Consider the following 19,562-nt stretch of genomic DNA (forward strand, 5'->3'; position numbering starts at 1 on the left):
TATATAAAGTGTATTATTTTAACTATTGATTCGCTTTATCAATTGTCAATGACTTTTCACTTTTCACTTTTCATTGTTCACTCTTCACTTTTCACTTTCTCTATGGTATAAAATAAAAAGTTAATGTAAACGCTTGCTACCTCCTAAAAAAAGTGAATGTTCCTTCTTACAAAAAGAAGAAACATTCGGGAAATATAGGGAAAAATGAATTACTTATCAGGCTTATCCTTGAGGATTCTTAGGATAAGTGCTTTGCGTTCCTCGAGGCTTAACTGAGTTTCGCCATATAGGGCGTTCTCCCAATCTCCGTAAGAGGTGTTTGGTAGTACAATATACTTTTCACCAAACTTTTTTTGGTTTTTTTCTACTGCTTGGCAGCGTCCTTGAGTGGTTGTCACATCAAAGTCTCTGTCGAAATCGCTAAGGTTGTCTCCCAGTAGCAGGACGATATTATATTGTGCTGCGATAAGTTGGCGACGGGCTTCCTTACTGCGTTCAGCGGTGCGAAATATCAGGTGATCTTCTCCTTGGAAGGGGAAGTGGTACTTCTTGATATTTAGGCGAGTACCCTCTCTTTCGGACTCTTTTCGGTTGGTTACATAGAAGATTGCAACCCCTTTTTCAGCAGCATATTGGAAGAACTCAAGGGAGCCGGCCAGGGGAGTAGCTTCACCTTTGGCAGTCCATTCCTCCCAAGTCTTATACTCGAACTCCTCATTATTATTACCACAAGCCACCGCATAGTAAGAGGTGTTCATAAAAGTCTCATCTATATCCGAAACAATCGCGATGGGCTTCTCGGAAGGCTTAGCAAGTGCCTGGTCTAGTCTGAGGCGTGCGATATTGTATGCCTGGTGGCATAAGGCCTCATATTCAGCAGCTTGCTGCTGAAAAAGGGCGGCATACATCTTGCCATTACTTACGAATCGGTCCTCTATATGAGTTGATTCCTGTGCGTTGCCAACAGCAAAAATAAAGAACATACCATAGAAAAGATGCTTTCTAATCATTCTAAAAAAATGTATTTTTTGGGCTGCAAAGGTAGAAATTTACAGGTAATATAAACGCTAATTCAAAGTTAAATAAATACAAAAACACGTCTAAATAATAAAGTTAATAATTATAAATAAATTAAGGTTTGCAGGAATTAGAAGCAGTAGGAGGGATAAGGTATAGCTACCCCAAGCCCTATAGCGATTTAATTCTAAAAAAAAACGAATCACGAACTACCAATTACTAACCACTAATTTTGTATCTTTGCCCTATGAAACTCATAGATTACATACACGAGCAGACTCAGATAGATAGTCAGGCCATTGAGCTCTTAGATAATCTCTTTGAGTATAGAGAATATAAGAAGTATAGCCTCTTGCTCAAGGAGGGAAACCGCTCCAAGGAGGTCTTTTATATAGAGGAAGGTATCATCCGCCAGTTCTATACCAAGAATAAAAAGGATATTACCCATGCTTTCCTTGCCGAAGATAGTTTCTATATGCCTATAGAACCTATTTATTTCCATAATCCGAGCCCTTTTGCCTTGGAGGCCTTGGAAGTATGTAAGGTGCGTGTGGCCAACTTCTCTCAGGTGGAGCAGATGATTCATAATCATCCTAAGTTGAGAGGCTTCATGGAGATGCTTCTTGTCGCTTTCTTGAAGAACTTGACCCTTAGAATCTATGGAATCAAGTTCCAAACAGCCCAAGAGCGCTATGATTTTCTGCTGAAAAACTACCCCAAAATCCTCCTAAGGGTACCCCTGGGGCATGTGGCTTCCTTCTTAGGCATTACTCAGCAAACCCTTAGTGTGATTCGTGCCGGAAAAGGAAACTAATTTTTAAGATAGATTAAAAATTTAAAGCCGAAAAAATTACTTTTATTCCGCAAACTGTTATAATTTTGCACATCCAACAAAAGTAATTTCTTTACCTTAAATATATATTGAATATGAAGCATATCTATACCGCCGTTCTGCTTTGCCTAACCGGCCTTTCTTTTGCCCAATCCCTCTCCTTTCCAGAGGCTTTGGAGCGTATGCGTGGGGCAAACCAAAAGCTCAAGGGCATGGAAAAACAAACCGAAGCGGCTCTCTATGGAGAGAAAAACTACAAGGGCTTGTACCTGCCCCAGCTAAGTATCAACGCAAGTTATGTGCACTTGAGCGAACCGCTCTCTTTGAGTTTTGATAAGTATAAGCAGCCCGTACAGTCCCAATTGCAATCCCGATTAGGACAAATGGTCGGTACCCTTCCACCTCCTATGCGCCCTAGACTAGCACCTATACTGACAGGAATGGCAGGGCAACTCCAGCCACTTTTTGCTCAGGATTGGAGCTACCAGTTCCAGGAGCAGGACATATGGAAGTTCTCTGCTGACCTCCGTTGGGTGCTTTTTGCTGGGGGAAAGGTGCGTGTGGGGAACAAAGTAAGCCAAATCAATCACGAAATAGCTAAAGTAGAGAGCCAAAAAACCGAGAATGCACTTATCTCTGAACTGGCCGAGCGCTATTTTCAGGTACAACTCGCCCAACAGGCCTTGTTGGTAAGGCAAAAAGCACTGCAAACGGCCGAGCAACATTATTCCAATGCTCAAAAGTTGGAAAAAAATGGAATGGTGGCGCCTATAGAGACCATGCAGGCCAAAAAAGCGGTGACCGATGCGCAGCGAGAGGTACTCGCTTGCCAAAAAGATATAGAACTGGCTCAAACCGCCCTCTCTGGGGTGATAGGGGAGCAGGTCTTGGCGCTTTCTTCTCTTACCTCGCCGCTCTTTGAGGTGGCACCTTTGCGCACCTTGGACTATTACCAAGGGCTGGCCAAACAGAACTTCCCTGCAATCCAACAGGCTTATCTCAAAAAAGAACTGACCGAGCAGAATATCAAGGCGCAGCGGGCGGCCTACTTACCCGATGTGGCACTTATTGGAAAGAAATACCTCTGGAGTAAGAACCTGCCCCTGACCGAGCCCGACAACTGGGTGGTGGGTGTAGGCCTTCAGTGGAATATCTTCAACGGATTCTCTGATAAAAACAAGATTGCACAGGCCAAAGCACAACAAGAAAGCGTAGAACAGCTCACCGCCCAAGCAGAAAAAGATGTACAAACCTTGGTGAAAAAATACTATACCGAGATCGAAAAACAGCGCGAACAGCTCCAAAGCCTGCAAGAGAGCTTAGAGTTTGCCCGCGAATTGGTGCGAGTGCGTAACCAAGCCTTCTCCGAAGGACTGTCCTCCTCCACCGATGTAGCGGATGCCAGCCTATACTTAGCCTCCATCGAGATCAAGGGCTACCAAGCGCTCTTTGAAATGGATAAGGTACTCGCCCAGCTTTTGGAGACTTGCGGGCTTAGTGGGGAATATACCAATTATATAAAGAAGTAGGGGGGATAGTGAGTGACTCAAAAAGGTTCAGGGAAATCAATCTTCCTAATTACTCATAAAATTCCTCAACGGTATGAGCATCTAAGTAGCCTTCTTTTTTGCCTTTTTTGAACCTATAGAAGTTGCCATAGCGCTCATAGATTAACTTGTCATAGGAGGCTTCTTTCTGAGGATAGAGACCTACTTTTCCTTTCTTATAGAAAAGAAAGTAGTTATTCTCACCGATTTCATCAAAGATAGGAGCAATGAGTTCATGGACATCATAGTTGCCACCAGAGCGTTCTATAGTCCATCTATCTCCAATGTTAGGGATTTTGTATTCGTAAAGACCTTCTTTTTGGTTTCTTTCTACTTTGATATAGAGACTTCCTTCGTGGGTATCCAAAATAGATAGTTTGTCAGAGGGGAGTGTACCTTTAAGATAATAAGTGGTTTTCTTCTTGACTTCCCTCTTAACATTATAGCCTATTGGGTATAGGGTCTCTTCCAAGGAAAAACAATTTTTTCCTTTCAGGAGTTTATATTCAATCTCATATTTTCCTATACTCGGGTTCCCACAAGGTACATATGAATGGAAATCATTTGGGGAAACTTCTTCTCCTATAGGGTTATAGTAATGAATACCTTTTTCATTGAGTACCTGTAATATATCATTTCCATGAACAGGATAGGCTCCTTTTGCATCACCTAAGTTGAGTTTTTCAAGAAAAGCGTTATAGATATCGGTCTGTTTTCCATCTTTAGCAATAATAAAGTGGCGCTCTATCCTTATGGAATCATAGTTCTTTTCTAAAACAGCATCTCCTAATCTGTTTATCAGCATTTTTTTACCATCTTCGCAAGGAATGGCATGATAATAAGCGTGCAGATAAAAATGAAGAAAATTGTTACGAAGGTCGGCAGGCCTATTTTCAGGATTTTCTTCTAAAGAAGTTGAGAAGAATCTATGGGAATAGGGATAATAATTAAGGAAAAGGGTTTGATCCTTTAGAGGAACAAGCAGATGTACATCTTTGGCGAGTCCCATACCTATTAGTCCATATATTTTCTTTTGGTGCCCCATATCCAATACAAATAGGGCATAGTGTTGTATCTCCTCAATGCGCCATTTCTTTTCTGAATCATCGGGGTAGGATACATATTCACCTAAGGGCCAACTTTTCCGATATTTCAATTTTGTTATTTGTGCAGTATAGGGACTGATAAAAGAAAAAAAAGCGGCTTCCTCTTCGTTCTTATATAGGTAGTATTTCTTTCCTAAGAATTCTTCCAAAGAGGCAGGACGTATATCCTCTAAGCGAATGACATTATCCTCAGTAGGGGAGTAAATGGCATCATGAGAAACCGATTCTTTTTCTTTCCAGGTGGGGGTGAAAGCCTTGAAAATTTCTCCTCTTTTGTATCCCTCTGCCATAGGAAATCTAAGAGATACTTCTTTGTAAGTTCCCTCTTTCTTTTGGGTATAGAAAGAGACAGTGCCTTTAGTCCTATTGATAAGTACTTCATCACAGGAGAGGCTTTTCTGCCCCCACGCCTGCCCTAAAGAGCATAGCAAAAGTAGGATGTATAGTTTTTTCATAATGAAATTTTTAGCAACTAATCACTAATCACTAATCACTAAATTAGATGATTTTAAACTTGGCAAACCTCAGGATCAGTGTTTTCTCTCCACCATTCTCGAATCGTACTTTGGCTTTGCGGTCAGCACCACTACCTTCTATCTCGATGACGACTCCTTTGCCAAAGCGCTCGTGTAGTATTGTATTACCTACCGCTACATCGGGGATATCCCCTGTGGCGACGGGTTTGGCCTGTTCAGGTTTCTGGAGGCGGAGCTTCTTGAGTTGCTCTTCGTTGGGCTTTTTATAGGCCGGAGGGGGGCTGTTGGTGGGCTTCTGTTGGCGTAGTTTGCTCTTGTCCACAGGGGCAAAGGCATCTATATTGATCAATGGGCGGTAGCGGTAGCTATCCTTTGGGGTGAGGTACTCCAAGTAGCGCTCGTCTATCTCCTCAATAAAGCGGCTGGGCTCGGCATCCATGAGTTTGCCCCAGCGGTAGCGGTTTTCGGTATAAGTCAGGTAGGCCTGCCTTTCAGCACGGGTTAGCGCTACATAGAAAAGGCGGCGCTCCTCTTCCATTTCAGTACGAGTGTTTTGGCTCAGTGCCGAAGGGAATAGGTCTTCCTCCATACCCACGATAAAGACATAGGGGAACTCCAAGCCTTTGGCCAAGTGTATGGTCATAAGCGATACACGATTGTCATCCTCCACTTCCTTGTCAAGGTCAGTGGCCAAGGCGACATCCTGTAAGAATTCGGCCAAGGAGCCTGTCGCTTCTTCTATTTCTTTTTGCCCTTCCACAAAGTCGCGAATCCCGTTGAGGAGTTCCTCTATATTCTGTAGGCGTTCGATACCCTCAGGGGTGCCATCTTTCTTGAACTCATTGAGGATACCGGTACGCTTGGCAATATGCTCGGCCAGGGTGAAGGCATCGTGTGTTTCCACCATAATACCAAAACTCTGGATCATATGGGCAAACTCCAGCAGGCGCACACGAGTAGGGCTGTTGATCTTCAGCCCATAGTCCATGATATCCAACTGCTTGATAATGGTGAAAATAGGGAGCTTGAACTCATTGGCACAAAGGCTAAGCCGCTCCATAGTCGTGTCGCCTATCCCTCGGGCGGGAAAGTTGATAATACGGTGGAGGGCTTCCTCATCATTCTCGTTGATAGCCAAGCGAAAATAAGCCAAGAGGTCTTTGATTTCCTTACGCTGGTAGAAGGACAGCCCCCCATAGATGCGGTAGGGGATATCCCGCTTGCGCAAGGCATCTTCTATGGCACGGGATTGCATATTGGTACGATAGAGCACAGCAAAATCACCATAGGAAAGCTGGTGTTGCATGGCCTCTTCGAAGATAGTTCCTGCCACAAAACGTCCTTCGTCGGCATCGGTAGGGCTGCGGTGTACCTTGATAAGGTTCCCGCTTTCGTTATCTGTCCATACCACCTTTTCAAGGCGGGCTTTGTTGTGTTCTATTACATTGTTGGCCGCCTCTACAATATTGCGGGTGGATCGGTAGTTTTGTTCCAGTCGGTAGACCCCTACATTGCGGTAGTCCTTTTGGAAGTTGAAGATATTGTCAATGTTTGCCCCACGGAAGGCGTAGATACTTTGGGCGTCGTCTCCCACCACGCAGATGTTCTGAAACCTATCGGCCAAGGCGCGTACAATCAGGTACTGGGAGTGGTTCGTATCCTGATACTCATCGACCATGATATAGCGGAAACGCTGTTGGTATTTGGCCAAGACTTCAGGGAATACATTCAGCAGCTCATTGGTACGTAGCAGCAGGTCATCGAAGTCCATCGCCCCCGCCTTGAAGCAGCGATCTACATAATTACGGTAGATCTCTCCCATACGTGGGTGCTTAGCCATGGCATCAGCTTCCTGCAATTCAGGGTTCTCATAGTAAGCCCTTACGGTGATTAGGTTATTCTTATAGGAGGAAATGCGTGAGGCAATTTGCTTGTATTTATAGACGTCCTTATCCAGTCCCATCTCCTTGATAATAGCCGAGATGAGCCGGTGCGAATCCTGCTGGTCGTAGATGGTAAAGTCCCTGGGAAAGCCCAATTTGCTTGCCTCTTCCCTAAGGATACGCGCAAAAACAGAGTGGAAGGTACCCATCCATAGGTTACGAGCTTCACTGGCCCCTACAATACGCCCAATACGCTCCTTCATCTCTCGGGCAGCCTTGTTGGTAAAGGTCAGCGCTAAGATGTTGAACGGATCTACCCCCTGCTGCATAAGATAGGCAATGCGATAGGTCAGCACACGGGTCTTCCCCGAGCCTGCACCAGCAATCACCATCACAGGCCCATCCTTATGTACCACCGGCGCCCGCTGCGCCTCATTAAGTTCGTCTAAGTAGTTCAATTGAGTTTTGAGTTTTTAATTTTGAGTTTTGAGTTAAGAAATAAATATATCCTGGAAAAAGAGTAGTAGATAGTGGAGAATAACTAAAAACTAAGCACTAAAAACTAAAAACGCTCTAATATTTTGTTTCCATTTTGATATATTCCAAGAACTCTTTTCGTACCACAGGGTCTTGAAACTTACCGCCGTATTCAGCCGTTACGGTGCTACTCTCTATATCTCGGATACCACGGGAGTTCACACAGAGGTGCTTGGCATCGATTACGCAGGCCACATCTTCCGTACCGAGGATACGCTGCATCTCCTGAACGATCTGCATGGTAAGGCGCTCCTGTACCTGTGGGCGTTTGGCAAAGTAATCCACGATACGGTTCATTTTGGAGAGCCCCAGTACCCGGCCATTGGAGATATACCCCACATGGGCTCGCCCTACGATAGGTAGAAAATGATGTTCGCAAGTGGAGTAGAGAACAATATTTTTTTCTATGAGCATCTCCCCATAGTGGTAGTTGTTTTCAAAGGTAGAGGAGCTGGGACAGCGCTTAGGGTTGAGCCCTCCGAAAAGTTCTTTGACATAAGCCTTGGCTACCCTCAGCGGCGTACCCTTAAGGCTATCATCGGTAAGGTCAAGCCCCAGTGTCTCCATGATCTCGCTCATTGACTTTTGGATACGAGCAATTTTTTCCTCATCTGAAAGAGAAAAAGCATCGGCTCGCAAGGGGGTCTTAGCCGACGTACTAAGGTGGTTTTCACCTATAAAATCGTCTGATGAATTCATTCGTTTTTTATTTGTTTAAGGGGGGACAAAAATACAAAATAAAGTGAATAGTGAATAGTGAAAAATGAAAAATTTTTCATCACGCTCCTTTTCACTATTCACTTTTCGTTTTTCACTATTCACTTAAGAGAGCACAAGTAGTACTTGGTTACCTTGGTGGCCAGTGCATCCAAGTTCATTTGGTCGGAGGCCTTGGTCACGTCTATGATTTTGTTATTCTTGGTATAGATAAGGATATTCTGTTCGTCCTTGCGGTAGGCAGTATTGGAGATTTCTCCCGTGAAGACAAAGTACTGTGCTTGCGCTTCGGAGATTTGCAATTGTTCGGCGGTTTCCAAAAGCAGTTCTTGTACTTTTTCCTTCTCTACAGGGCTTTTGTAGAGCCTTACGCGAAGCAAATCGCGGTTAAGTATCATCTGGCTTAGCTTGGCCAAGACCCAATCTTCCCCATATTGCCATTCCTTAAGGCCGGAGATAATGTCATAATCGTCCAATTGGGCGAAAAGCGCTAAGGCATGATTGTCAAAAGTCTCTTTGGTGATATGGTTTTCTACAAAAAAGCGCAAAGCAGTCGTCATAGGCAGCTTTTTCCCCTCGTGGGTGAGTTCTTTTACGCGTGCTAAGAGCTTGACTAAGAGAAACTCCGCTCCTATACTCGTTTTGTGCAGATAGACCTGCCAATACATCAGTCGGCGAGCCACCAAAAACGCTTCGATGGAGTAGACACCTTTTTCCTCCACAATCAGGGTGTCGTCCTTCACGGTGAGCATCGCGATGATACGCTGGGAGTTGATATTGCCCTCACTCACCCCCGTATAGAAGCTGTCACGCTTGAGGTAATCCAATCTGTCCATATCCAGCTGGCTGGAGATGAGTTGGTTCATGAACTGTTTTTTGTATTTCTTTTGGAAGATTTCGATAGCTAAGCTAAGCCGCCCTTCGAACTCCTCATTGAGTGCCTGCATGAAGGCCAAGGAAATTTCCTCGTGGGAGATGCCCTCCACGATACTATGTTCCATGGCATGGGAGAAGGGGCCGTGGCCTATATCATGCAGTAAGATAGCGATATACAAGGCCTCTTCCTCCTCAGCGGTAATCTCCACCTGTTTGTAGCGAAGGGTCTGTACGGCCTGCTGCATTAGGAACATACAGCCCAGGGCATGGTGAAAACGCGTATGCCTCGCCCCAGGATAGACCAAGTAGGAAAGCCCCATTTGGGAAATACGACAAAGCCGCTGGAAATAAGGGTGCTCTATCAGGTCAAGGATAATGGCATTCGGGATATGAATAAACCCATATACAGGGTCATTAACGATTTTGAGCTTATTGCGTGATTTCATGTTTTTTAGTTTTAGAGGGCTCTGTAGGGGTAAATGGCCATTCGCCCTTACTAAGAGTTGGAGTCTCACCAAGGGGGATAGCAATGGGTATCATTTGTCTTTTGCCGCAAATGTACGAAAAATAATGGTTTATAGCAATATTTATAGTGGTTTTTTACAATTAGATTTTGGAGAGTTGCTTTTTTTTACTTTTCACTTTTCACTTTTCACTTAAATATGTATCTTTGCATCGCCGTTATCTCTGTAGGATAACGATTGAAATCGTGATAATTATGAAAACACTTCTAAAAAATGGGAGGCTTATTTCGGATCATCGTATCCAAGAAGCGGACTTACTGATTGAAAATGAACGTATCGCTAAGATAGCTTCGGATATCTCAGCCAAAGAAGCCCAAAAGGTAATAGACCTGGAGGGGATGTTGTTACTTCCTGGAGTGATTGATGACCAAGTGCACTTTCGCGAACCAGGCCTTACGCACAAGGCCACCATCGCTACTGAAAGTGCGGCCGCAGTAGCCGGAGGCACGACCACTTTCTTCGATCAGCCTAATACAATTCCTCAAACCACTACCATCGCAGCCCTTGAGGATAAGTTTGCCACCGCAGCGCGTACCTCATTGGCCAATTTCTCTTTCCTGCTTGGGGGTACCAATGACAATATAGAGGAACTCAAGCGTATCAACCCTAAGAATACCGCCGGGGTAAAGCTCTTCTTAGGTTCTTCTACAGGGAATATGTTAGTGGATAACGAGAAGACAATCGAGACGATATTCAGGAATGTATCCACCCTAATTGCGGCACATTGTGAGGACGAACAGACAATCCGTCATAACTTGGAGCATTACCTTTCCCTCTATGGAGCAGAAATTCCTGTAAAGTGTCACCCACTGATTCGCAGTGCAGAGGCTTGCTATCTCTCTTCCTCACGAGCGATAGCCTTGGCCAAGCAAACGGGCGCACGCTTCCACGTTTTCCACCTCTCCACAGCTAAGGAAACAGAACTCTTGGACAACAGCTTGCCGCTCAACCAAAAGAAGATTACTGCAGAGGCTTGTATCCATCACTTGTGGTTTACCGACCAGGATTATGACCAAAAAGGGGTACTCATTAAGTGGAACCCTGCGGTCAAGACCTTGGAAGACCGTGAGGCGATTTGGCAGGCACTTTTGGACAATCGCATTGATGTGATAGCCACTGACCATGCCCCCCATACCTTGGAGGAAAAGGCAGCGAAGGAATACCAAAAAATTCCCTCTGGGGCACCCTTGGTACAGCATGCCTTGGTAGCAGCGCTGACCATGTTCCAGCAGAGAGGGCTTCCTCTGGAGCGATTGGTAGAGAAGATGTGCCATAACCCTGCCATTCTCTTTAGGATACAAGATAGAGGTTACCTCCGCGAGGGCTACTATGCCGATATAGCCTGTGTAGCGGAGCAGAGCCCTTGGCAGGTCTCAAAGGAGAATATCCTCTATAAGTGTGGTTGGTCACCTTTGGAAGGCACTACCTTTGACTACAAAGTGGCTTATACTTTTGTCAATGGTCATTTGGTATATGATAAGGGTACTATTTTATCCCAAGAAAAAGGAAAAAGAGTACTATTCGATAATTAATGCCCATGCTGATAGGGATTCTCTTTCATGGAGCTTCCTTGGAGAGTTCTTGAAATAATGCACAAGGAATTACAAAAACAATGAAGCGATTACTTATTTTATGTCTTTTATTTCCTGTGATAAGTCATTCGCAGACGATTATAAAAGGGTATGATTATTGTAAGGATACTCTTATGGAGCACTTGGATACTCAAAGAATAAAAAAGAAAATAAGAAAGAGAAATAAAAATGTTGATTTCTTTGAGAAAAAAGACTTCCTTACTTTTTATGACAAACAAGGGAATTATATTGTAGAGGATTACGCTAATAATAATCCTGATTTCTTTGTTGTTTTTAAATACTTAGGGGGGAAAGATTCTATTATCTATATAAAAAAGGAGTTTAATAAAAAAGAAAATTTAATATCTAAGGCTTTTTATATAGGGAATTGTATAGTGGATGCTACTTATTACTATAATGAAAAAGGAGCCCTAATACAAAAAGAATATGTTGGAGAAGGTTATTATATAGGTGTCAATCAGTTACAAGCTATTATATCTTCTTTTCTTGAGTTAGATATTTTCAATTGTTATGACGATTCTATGGGGATGAGGTATGAGATTAGCCGCCAGCAGGAGGAAGGAAAACTTGTTTATCAGTTTACTTGTATGATTTTTGAAAGTGGTATAGCTCGTTCTTATTATATAGATGCTTATGATGGGAAAATTCTTTATAAAGATGAAAAAGGAACCAAAGAATGTAGTAGTTATCTGGAATATTTCCCCAAAGAGAAAACAGCTATTCCCTTAAGGAAATATATTAGTTGTGCAGAATTGTTTCATATATAGTAATTTTAAATAGGGGAAAATAGAATTATCAAGCATTATATCGTTACAGGAGAATTTTTATTAAACAAATAGTATAATAATTAAGAATGAAATCAGTTACTTTGACCGTCTCACAGATAGAGCGTTTGACAGCGGAGGCGGTAAAAATATCTTTTGAGATTCCTCAGAAGGATCGTTTTTCGTTTGACTTTTTTGCAGGACAGTTTGTAGCCCTGCAACAGCAGATAAATGGCGAGCAGGTAAGGCGTGCCTATTCTATCTGTTCGTCGCCTTATGAGCCGTTGCTTAGCGTGGGTATCAAGCAGATACCCGGCGGGCGCTTCTCTACCTATGCTTGCCAAGAGCTTCAGGTGGGAGACCAGTTGGAGGTTTTTCCTCCAGAGGGGAAATTTGCCTACATTGCGGAGATTTCTCCAGAGAACTTGGGGCTTTTTGCCGCTGGAAGTGGCATCACCCCTATGTTGAGCATCATCAAGGTAGCCTTGGAGAAGAAGAATTGTAAGATTCTCTTAGTCTATGGGAATAGAACGCCAGAGACCACTATGTTTCTCTCCGATATTGAGGCACTTAAGGCGCAATATCCCGATAGGCTTTTCGTACAATATGTCTATAGCAAGTACCAGCAGGAAGGTGCCCTTTCAGGGCATATAGATCCCCCTATGGTCGAGCAATTGCTTAAGGAGACTTATAAGGAGATTGATTTTGGTCGCTTCTATATCTGTGGGCCACAGGCTATGGTGGAGGCGGTAAGGGATTGCCTGCAGAAGGATTATGATAAGAAGAAAATCCATACCGAACTCTTTACTGTCACCGATACCAAGAAGGAATATACAGGTACCACTGAGGTTACTGTACGTATAGGAGGCGAGGAAAAGACCTTTACTATAGAGCGGAAACCCAACATCCTTAGTGAGCTTTTAGCCAAGGGGCTGGACGTATCCTATTCCTGCCTCACTGGGGCTTGTAGCAGCTGTATTGGCAAGGTGACAGAAGGCAGTGCCGATATGGACAACAACCAGGTACTGATAGAAAGGGAGGTCAAAGAAGGCAAGATACTTACCTGCCAGGCACACCCCACTTGCGATCATATGAGAATAGAATTTAATTACTAAAATACAGACCATGAAACATAGAACTTGGCCTCTTTGGGTTTTGCTACTTTTGGTAAGTCCCCTATGGGCACAGCGTACGGCTCGCTATACTGATAAGCAGGTGCGCCTAAGGAAAGCCCAATCGCTCTACCAACAAGAGCAATACAAGGCCGCCCAACACTTCTTCAGGCAAGAACTCTCCCAGGCGAATACCTTAGCCGATAAGGAGTTATGCAACTATTATATCGCATCGGCAGCTATTCGCTTGAGACAACCAGGAGCCGATAAGCTCATGGTGCAGTACCTCAAGGACTATCCTACCTCGTCCTATGCAGCCCAGGCCAACTTAGAGGTAGGGGATTACTATTTTGATAGAGGGGATACCAAAACGGCTATCCTATGGTATGACAAGGTGGAGATACCTACCCTTTCTTCCAAACAAAAGGAAAAATTCGACTTCCAATATGGCTATGCGCTCTTCGCCCATGGTGACAAGGAGACAGCACAACAATACCTCTCCCAGGTGAAGGACTCCAAGCACTATGGAAAGAAAGCGGCCTATTACCTGGGCTATATTGCCTATGATGCGGATGATTATCAAAAGGCCAATGACTTTTTCCAACAGGTAGGAGAGAAAGAAGAGCTAAGTCGGAATATCTCTTACTATCAGGCAGATATGAATTTCAAACAAGGGAATTTCCAAAAAGCCTTGGAGGAAGCACTCCTTCAGCTGGAAAAGACGAATAATTCTCAGTATCGTTCGGAAATCAACAAGATTATAGGAGAAAGCTACTTCAATCTCAAAGAGTATGCCAAGGCCATTCCTTACTTAGAGGCTTACAAAGGTAAAAAGGGGGCTTATACCAATACAGACCTTTACTACCTGGGCTATGCATACTATAAGCAAGGTGATTATGAAAAGGCCATAGGTCAGTTCAATCAGATTATCAATGGGCGTAATGAAGTAGCCCAGAACGCCTATTACCACTTGGCACAATGCTACCTGAAGACCGACCAAAAGCAACAAGCACTCAATGCTTTCCGCAATGCCCATCAGATGAATTTTGTTCCTGAAATAAGGCGTGATGCTCACCTGAACTATGCGCGCCTGAGTTACGATATAGGGAATGCTTACGAGTCCACCCCTTCGGTGATTCAGGCTTATTTGGATACCTATCCTAAGGATGAGCATACCCAAGAGCTCAAAGGACTTTTGTTGGATTCTTATATCAGTTCGGGAAGCCTACAAGAGGCCTTGACCCTATTGGAGAAATCGGCCTCCGCTGATCCAAAAATATACCAACAAGTAGCCTTCCTCTATGCCTTACAGCGCTATGGAGATGGTCAGTTCAAGGAAGCCTTACCTTATTTCGAGAAAGCAAAGCGAAGCAAAGCCGATGCCATCCTACAGGCAAGAGCTACCTACTGGAGTGCAGAGACCGCCTACCAGCTACACCAATATGCAGAGGCGCAAAGGGACTTCCAAGCCTTCTTAGAGCAAAAACGCACCTCCCTTGCGGAATATCCCAAAGCACTCTATGGACTGGCTTATGCGCTTTTTAACCAAAAGAAATATGCTGAAGCCGCCCCCTATTTTACCAAATATATAGAAACCCAACCGGATGCCTTACGCCTTTCGGATGCCTACCTGCGCCTCGGGGATAGTCATTTCGGAGCCGGACAATATTGGCCTGCGATGGATGCCTATGATAAGGTAATCGACACCAAAGTCCCCAGTACCGACTATCCTGCCTTCCAAAAGGCTATTAGCTATGGGATTGTAGATAGGGCACCTAAGAAAATAGAGGCCTTGGAGGCCTTTATCAAGGATTACCCACAGTCCAATCTTCGTGAGGATGCGCTCTATGAATTGGCCAATACTTATGTAAGCCAAGGAAAACCAGAGAAAGCAACCGAACTATACAAGATCCTACAAACAGACTATAAGGGCGGTACCTATACTGTACGAGCTATGCTCCGCGAAGGGCTGATGCTCTACAATAAGAATGAGAACCAAAAGGCCTTGGCTATTTTCAAGGAAATTACTGAAAAATATCCTTCGTCCGCGGAGGCCTTACAGGCTGTGAGTACTGCCAAGAATATCTATGCCGAGCAAGGAAAGATGGAGGAATACGCCGCTTGGGCAAAGGGCTTGGGCTATGTGAAAATCTCCGATAGTGAGCTCGATAGTGCAGCCTTCGATGCGGCCGAAAGCCTCTATGTACAAGGTAAAAAACAGGAAGCCAAGCAGGCCTTGGAAAAATACCTGAAGGACTATCCTAAGGGGGGCAATGCCTCTCAGGCACGTTTCTATTTGGCACAGCTCTATTACGAGGGAAATCAAAAGACAAAAGCACTACCCCTCTATGAAAAAGTATTGGAAGAAGGGCGCAATGAGCATTCCGAACAAGTGCTCCTAAGGCTTAGCCAACTCTATTTGGAGAAACAAGAGTGGGGAAAAGTACTTCCTTTGCTAAAAGAATTAGAAAGCACTTCAGCAGTGCTACAGAATGTACTCTTTGCCCGTACCAACCTGATGCGATGCTTCTATCAGCAAAAGGACTATCCTCAAGCTATTGCTTATGCCCAAAAGGTCTTAGCTGAAAAGACCTCAGCCGAACGTGCCAAGAGCGATGCACATCTGATCTTGGCCAGAGCCTATATGGCCACCGGATCCGAAGCGGAAGCCGAGAAGGAATATGCCTTATTGCGCAAGAATGCTACCGATGCCCTAATGGCCGAAGCTCTCTATTACGATGCTTATTTTAAGAATAAGGCCAAGCAATACAAAAAATCCAACGAGGTGGTACAGAAATTGGCCAAAGAATATGGAGGCTATAAGGAGTTTTCGGCCAAAGGATTGGTGCTTATGGCTAAGAACTTCTATGGATTGAAAGACCTCTATCAAGCCAACTATATCCTAAGCAGTGTATTGGAGAATTTCAAAGATTATCCAGAGGTGATCGCCCAGGCCAAAGAGGCTATGGAGCTGGTAAAAACAAGTGAAAAAAAGTCTAATAAATAGTTGATAATGAAATTATTATACAAAATATCTATTCTCTCATCTGTCCTTTTTGTCTTTAGGGTTCAGGCACAAGATAAGTTGGGTACTATCTCGGTAGATATCGTAAAACCTTATACCCCTACCATAGCCGATGTGCAGAAGCCTACAGAGCAGACTCCTAAGAAGGATACCATAGCAGTGGCCAAAAAGCAGGTGACTTATTCTTCTCAATCGGTTCCGGTGACCTCTACTTTTGTACCTGAAAAAGGGAAGGCCGCACGTATCCCTGTGGTGAGCAAGCGGGATAGTCTTTATCATTCTTATATAGCCTTAGCAGGGGGCAACTATAGTTCCCTCTACGGAGATGCTTTTCTTTCGCTGCCGCTAAGTGCTACTTCGGATTTGTCGGTAGATTTTTCACATCATTCGTCCCAGAGTAATGTAAAGGCCGCCGATACCGATAGCAACTTTGCCCATACCCAAGCCCAAGCGACCTACAGCCAATGGGCTGAGGCCTACCAGTACCATGTCTCTGCCAATGTCCTCCATAGGCTTTCCCATTGGTATGGGGTGGAGCAGAAGGCACTACTTCCTATTGCTGCTTCACTTAAGCAAAATTATCTCTCAGGAGGAATCTCAGGAGATCTTAAGCTCACCAAGGGCGTGTTCGAAGGGCTTGATTTTTTCCTGCAAGGAGCTAAGGATGATTTTGATAGTGGGGAGTTGCAGTTCAACCTATGTCCCTCTCTTAGATTTGCTCTTAAGGAAGGGCAGCTAATTCAGCTAAGGGGAGTGGTTGATTACCTACAAGGAAGGTTTGATCGGGCTTTTTCCGCTCCTGTGGAGCTGGTCTATAAGTCTGCTTTCTTAGGACTAAGGCCTGCCTATGTGCGTACAGCGCCTAATTATAGTGTAAGAATTGGCTTGGGTGCCTATTATGCCAAGCAGAATGATGGAGAAGGAGGCAAGTTCAAGCTCTTCCCTGATGTAGAACTCTCCTACAATGCTATAAAGAAAAGCCTTATAGCTTATGGGGGTATTACGGGAAACTTGCAACAGCTTACCTATCGGGAACAATCACTCGAGAATCCGTATCTTTCTCCTACGCAATACCTACAGCCTACCTATACCCCTTATGATATATATGCAGGGATTAGGGGAGCCCTTTTTCAAGGTTTTGCCTATGACCTAAAGGGCTTCTATAGCCATATAATAGACATGCCTATGTTTCAGGCCAATGCGCAATATACCCTTGCCGATCGCAAGCCCTACCACTATGATAATTCCTATCATTTGATATACCAAGATGGAATGTCCTTTGGTGCTAAAGCAAGTATCCAAGGGAAGCTATCCGATCGTTTTCATATAGATGCCTCTGCCAAAGTCAATAGTTATTCTTTTGATTGGCTTCGCGAACAAGAATGGAACTTGCCTATCTTCACTTCAGCTCTTTCGGCTCGTTATCGTATCCTTCCCGTTTGGAATATAGGAACTTCCTTCTATTGGGTAGGAGCACGTAAGGATATCAAGCATACCTTGCCCACAAGCCCAACAGAGGAGGTCACTCTCGATGGCTTTTTTGATCTGAATTTCTCCACCGATTATACTTTCCTCAAGCGATGGACAGTCTTTGCTGATTTGAGCAATATAACGGGAGCGCACTACCAACGATGGACAAACTATCCCGTACAAGGCTTTCAAGTGCTTGTAGGGGCTAAGTACCGCTTCAATATAAGATAAAATAATAAGGCTGCTCTTTGGGAGACAGCCTTATTATTAACAATTAAACTTATATAAGATGAATGTTAGATCATAAATTCTCAGACAAGGATTTGTACACCACTGGTTTTGATTTTGTTATCCAAGTAAAAATCAATACGGCCTAAATTGATACCATAACAGCCCACCTGATTGATTAAGATTTCGCGATTTGCTTTGTTTTTTACAATAACAGGTTCGCTCATGAAGGTATGGGTATGGCCTCCTATGATAAGGTCGGTTTCGGAAGTTTTCTTAGCAATAGTAAGGTCACATACCTTATCGGTACGGTATTGGAAGCCTAAGTGGGAGAGGCAGATCACGATGTCACATTTCTCTGTTTTTCGGAGCTTCTTTTCCATATCGGTTGCGATCTCCACAGGGTCAAGATATTGGGTTTCTTTGTAGAGTTCCTTGGTAACCAATCCCTTGAGTTCGACCCCTAAGCCGTACACTCCTATACGCACCTCATCTACGTCGAATATTTTATAAGGCTTTGTTTTTCCTTCTAAGACGGTATTGGTGAAATCGTAATTAGAGGAGATAAAGTCAAACTTGGCGTGGGGCAACTGGAAGAGCAATCCTTCCACTCCATTATCGAAATCATGATTACCGAAGGTAGCCGCATCGTACTTGAGCATGGACATAAGTCGGAACTCCAATTCGCCTCCATAGTAGTTGAAATAAGGGGTACCTTGGAAGATATCCCCAGCATCGAAGAGTAGTGTATTAGGGTTTTCCTTACGCACCTGCTCGATGAGTACCGCGCGGCGCGCTACCCCTCCCTTGTCAGGGTAATGGGGATCATCGGAGGGCATAGGGTCGATATGGCTATGGGTATCGTTGGTGTGTAGGATGGTGATGTGTTTCTTATATTTTTTAATTTTATCCTTGTGTTTGTCTCTATCAAAGGCATAGGAGAGCCCCCCCATACCCAGGAATAGGGCACCCGCTCCTATATTTCTTACAAAATTTCTTCTTTCCATTAGATGTGTATTGTAGTTTTTTATATTATTTTATTTTGAATCGTCCGTCAGACCTGAAATCTAAGACATCTGTTTTTCTCAGATAATCAATGAGAGCCTCACGGGCATTGTAACTGATATTGGTTACACTTAGGGAGTCTTTGAAGAAATACATTCTATCCCCCCCGTTGTAGAGGTAGTCAAAGGTACATACAAAATAGCGCTTCTTACGCAAGACAGGCTTTTTGTTGATCAAGAAGCTCACCACCTCGCCACGCTGGTTCATAGTTAGTTGCACTTGGCCAGAGATAGGGTGCGGGAGCTTATTCTCGAACAAATACATAGCCATATCATAGAGCTGGGAACCGGTCACTTCGGCAACCACGAGCTGGTTCTCGAAGGGCATCATCTGGTAAGTCATCCTTGTGGTGACATTTCCTTCAGGCAGTTCGGAGCGGATTCCTCCCCAGTTGAACATAGCGAAATCCACATGTTTCTTCTTTTTCTTATAGAAGTGATCATCGGCCTGTTCGCAGATGGCATCGGCAAAAAAGTTGCCAATGGGCATGTTCATCTCTCCATTTTCCAAGGTTTTGATGTCCTTGACCATGGTATTTTTGTTATGAGAGAGTACATTGTCCAAGTATTTGTTCAAGTGATAACGGAAAGGGGAGAGGTAGTCCCTGATCGCCTCATCTTCTTCAGTATCCTTGGTTACTTGTACTTGTTCCCCCTCTATAGCTTGGGAGAAATAACCCTTTGATTTGCAGGATACTACTATCAAAAATAATGCCAAAAAAGCGCCTAAATTTTTTTTCATAAAATGTTTTTCTTTCGGGGTACAAAATTAATAAAAAATCATTACATTTG

General features: G+C 43.9%; 14 protein-coding genes. 7 read left to right on the top strand and 7 right to left on the bottom strand.

What is annotated here, in order from left to right; all coding sequences use genetic code 11:
* Nucleotides 1-209: 209 nt before the first annotated feature.
* Complete coding sequence (locus HMPREF1551_RS12285) at nt 210-1,010, bottom strand: 5'-nucleotidase, lipoprotein e(P4) family (RefSeq protein WP_021629492.1); 801 nt, start codon at nt 1,008-1,010, stop codon at nt 210-212.
* A gap of 254 nt (nt 1,011-1,264) precedes the next feature.
* On the opposite strand from HMPREF1551_RS12285, the gene HMPREF1551_RS12290 reads away from it, so the two are divergent.
* Complete coding sequence (locus HMPREF1551_RS12290; RefSeq protein WP_021629494.1) at nt 1,265-1,831, top strand: Crp/Fnr family transcriptional regulator; 567 nt, start codon at nt 1,265-1,267, stop codon at nt 1,829-1,831.
* Between the two features lie 113 nt (nt 1,832-1,944).
* Nucleotides 1,945-3,378 carry a TolC family protein gene (locus HMPREF1551_RS12295; protein ID WP_021629496.1) on the top strand — a complete coding sequence of 478 codons (1,434 nt, stop codon included), beginning with the start codon at nt 1,945-1,947 and terminating at the stop codon, nt 3,376-3,378.
* A gap of 49 nt (nt 3,379-3,427) precedes the next feature.
* Here the strand turns inward: HMPREF1551_RS12295 and HMPREF1551_RS12300 are convergent, their stop codons facing one another.
* From HMPREF1551_RS12300 to HMPREF1551_RS12315, 4 genes are all read right to left on the bottom strand, one after another.
* On the bottom strand, nt 3,428-4,957 hold the full coding sequence (locus HMPREF1551_RS12300; RefSeq protein ID WP_021629497.1) for a hypothetical protein: 1,530 nt from the start codon (nt 4,955-4,957) through the stop codon (nt 3,428-3,430).
* Nucleotides 4,958-5,000: 43 nt separating this feature from the next.
* On the bottom strand, nt 5,001-7,319 hold the full coding sequence (locus HMPREF1551_RS12305; protein WP_021629498.1) for an ATP-dependent helicase: 2,319 nt from the start codon (nt 7,317-7,319) through the stop codon (nt 5,001-5,003).
* 115 nt (nt 7,320-7,434) lie between these two features.
* Nucleotides 7,435-8,097, bottom strand: a complete 663-nt coding sequence (folE, locus tag HMPREF1551_RS12310; protein WP_021629499.1) for a GTP cyclohydrolase I FolE — start codon at nt 8,095-8,097, stop codon at nt 7,435-7,437.
* A 119-nt stretch (nt 8,098-8,216) separates the two neighbouring features.
* Nucleotides 8,217-9,437: an HD domain-containing protein gene (locus HMPREF1551_RS12315; protein WP_021629500.1), complete on the bottom strand. Its 1,221-nt coding sequence runs from the start codon at nt 9,435-9,437 to the stop codon at nt 8,217-8,219.
* Nucleotides 9,438-9,709: 272 nt separating this feature from the next.
* On the opposite strand from HMPREF1551_RS12315, the gene HMPREF1551_RS12325 reads away from it, so the two are divergent.
* From HMPREF1551_RS12325 to HMPREF1551_RS12345, 5 genes are all read left to right on the top strand, one after another.
* Nucleotides 9,710-11,047, top strand: a complete 1,338-nt coding sequence (locus HMPREF1551_RS12325) for a dihydroorotase (protein ID WP_021629502.1) — start codon at nt 9,710-9,712, stop codon at nt 11,045-11,047.
* 80 nt (nt 11,048-11,127) lie between these two features.
* A complete protein-coding gene (locus HMPREF1551_RS12330) occupies nt 11,128-11,874 on the top strand; it encodes a PepSY domain-containing protein (protein ID WP_021629503.1) in 747 nt (248 codons plus the stop codon).
* An 86-nt stretch (nt 11,875-11,960) separates the two neighbouring features.
* Entirely contained in the window at nt 11,961-12,986 is a 1,026-nt protein-coding gene (locus HMPREF1551_RS12335) for a ferredoxin--NADP reductase (RefSeq protein WP_021629504.1), read from the top strand.
* A 10-nt stretch (nt 12,987-12,996) separates the two neighbouring features.
* Nucleotides 12,997-15,990 carry a tetratricopeptide repeat protein gene (locus HMPREF1551_RS12340; protein WP_021629505.1) on the top strand — a complete coding sequence of 998 codons (2,994 nt, stop codon included), beginning with the start codon at nt 12,997-12,999 and terminating at the stop codon, nt 15,988-15,990.
* Between the two features lie 6 nt (nt 15,991-15,996).
* A complete protein-coding gene (locus tag HMPREF1551_RS12345) occupies nt 15,997-17,709 on the top strand; it encodes a hypothetical protein (protein ID WP_021629506.1) in 1,713 nt (570 codons plus the stop codon).
* A gap of 80 nt (nt 17,710-17,789) precedes the next feature.
* On the opposite strand, the gene HMPREF1551_RS12350 is transcribed toward HMPREF1551_RS12345, so the two are convergent.
* Nucleotides 17,790-18,713, bottom strand: a complete 924-nt coding sequence (locus tag HMPREF1551_RS12350; RefSeq protein WP_021629507.1) for a bifunctional metallophosphatase/5'-nucleotidase — start codon at nt 18,711-18,713, stop codon at nt 17,790-17,792.
* Between the two features lie 25 nt (nt 18,714-18,738).
* Nucleotides 18,739-19,512: a 5'-nucleotidase C-terminal domain-containing protein gene (locus HMPREF1551_RS12355; RefSeq protein ID WP_021629508.1), complete on the bottom strand. Its 774-nt coding sequence runs from the start codon at nt 19,510-19,512 to the stop codon at nt 18,739-18,741.
* Between the last annotated feature and the right edge of the window lie 50 nt (nt 19,513-19,562).

It is taken from the genome of Capnocytophaga sp. oral taxon 863 str. F0517 (assembly GCF_000466425.1).
Classification (GTDB): Bacteria; Bacteroidota; Bacteroidia; order Flavobacteriales; family Flavobacteriaceae; genus Capnocytophaga.

What these genes read in the sequence shown, in the direction of transcription:
- HMPREF1551_RS12285 (WP_021629492.1), bottom strand. Translation starts at nt 1,010, where the DNA reads ATGATTAGAAAGCATCTTTTCTATGGTATGTTCTTTATTTTTGCTGTT.
- HMPREF1551_RS12290 (WP_021629494.1), top strand. Translation starts at nt 1,265, where the DNA reads ATGAAACTCATAGATTACATACACGAGCAGACTCAGATAGATAGTCAG.
- HMPREF1551_RS12295 (WP_021629496.1), top strand. Translation starts at nt 1,945, where the DNA reads ATGAAGCATATCTATACCGCCGTTCTGCTTTGCCTAACCGGCCTTTCT.
- HMPREF1551_RS12300 (WP_021629497.1), bottom strand. Translation starts at nt 4,957, where the DNA reads ATGAAAAAACTATACATCCTACTTTTGCTATGCTCTTTAGGGCAGGCG.
- folE (WP_021629499.1), bottom strand. Translation starts at nt 8,097, where the DNA reads ATGAATTCATCAGACGATTTTATAGGTGAAAACCACCTTAGTACGTCG.
- HMPREF1551_RS12315 (WP_021629500.1), bottom strand. Translation starts at nt 9,437, where the DNA reads ATGAAATCACGCAATAAGCTCAAAATCGTTAATGACCCTGTATATGGG.
- HMPREF1551_RS12325 (WP_021629502.1), top strand. Translation starts at nt 9,710, where the DNA reads ATGAAAACACTTCTAAAAAATGGGAGGCTTATTTCGGATCATCGTATC.
- HMPREF1551_RS12330 (WP_021629503.1), top strand. Translation starts at nt 11,128, where the DNA reads ATGAAGCGATTACTTATTTTATGTCTTTTATTTCCTGTGATAAGTCAT.
- HMPREF1551_RS12335 (WP_021629504.1), top strand. Translation starts at nt 11,961, where the DNA reads ATGAAATCAGTTACTTTGACCGTCTCACAGATAGAGCGTTTGACAGCG.
- HMPREF1551_RS12340 (WP_021629505.1), top strand. Translation starts at nt 12,997, where the DNA reads ATGAAACATAGAACTTGGCCTCTTTGGGTTTTGCTACTTTTGGTAAGT.
- HMPREF1551_RS12345 (WP_021629506.1), top strand. Translation starts at nt 15,997, where the DNA reads ATGAAATTATTATACAAAATATCTATTCTCTCATCTGTCCTTTTTGTC.
- HMPREF1551_RS12350 (WP_021629507.1), bottom strand. Translation starts at nt 18,713, where the DNA reads ATGGAAAGAAGAAATTTTGTAAGAAATATAGGAGCGGGTGCCCTATTC.
- HMPREF1551_RS12355 (WP_021629508.1), bottom strand. Translation starts at nt 19,512, where the DNA reads ATGAAAAAAAATTTAGGCGCTTTTTTGGCATTATTTTTGATAGTAGTA.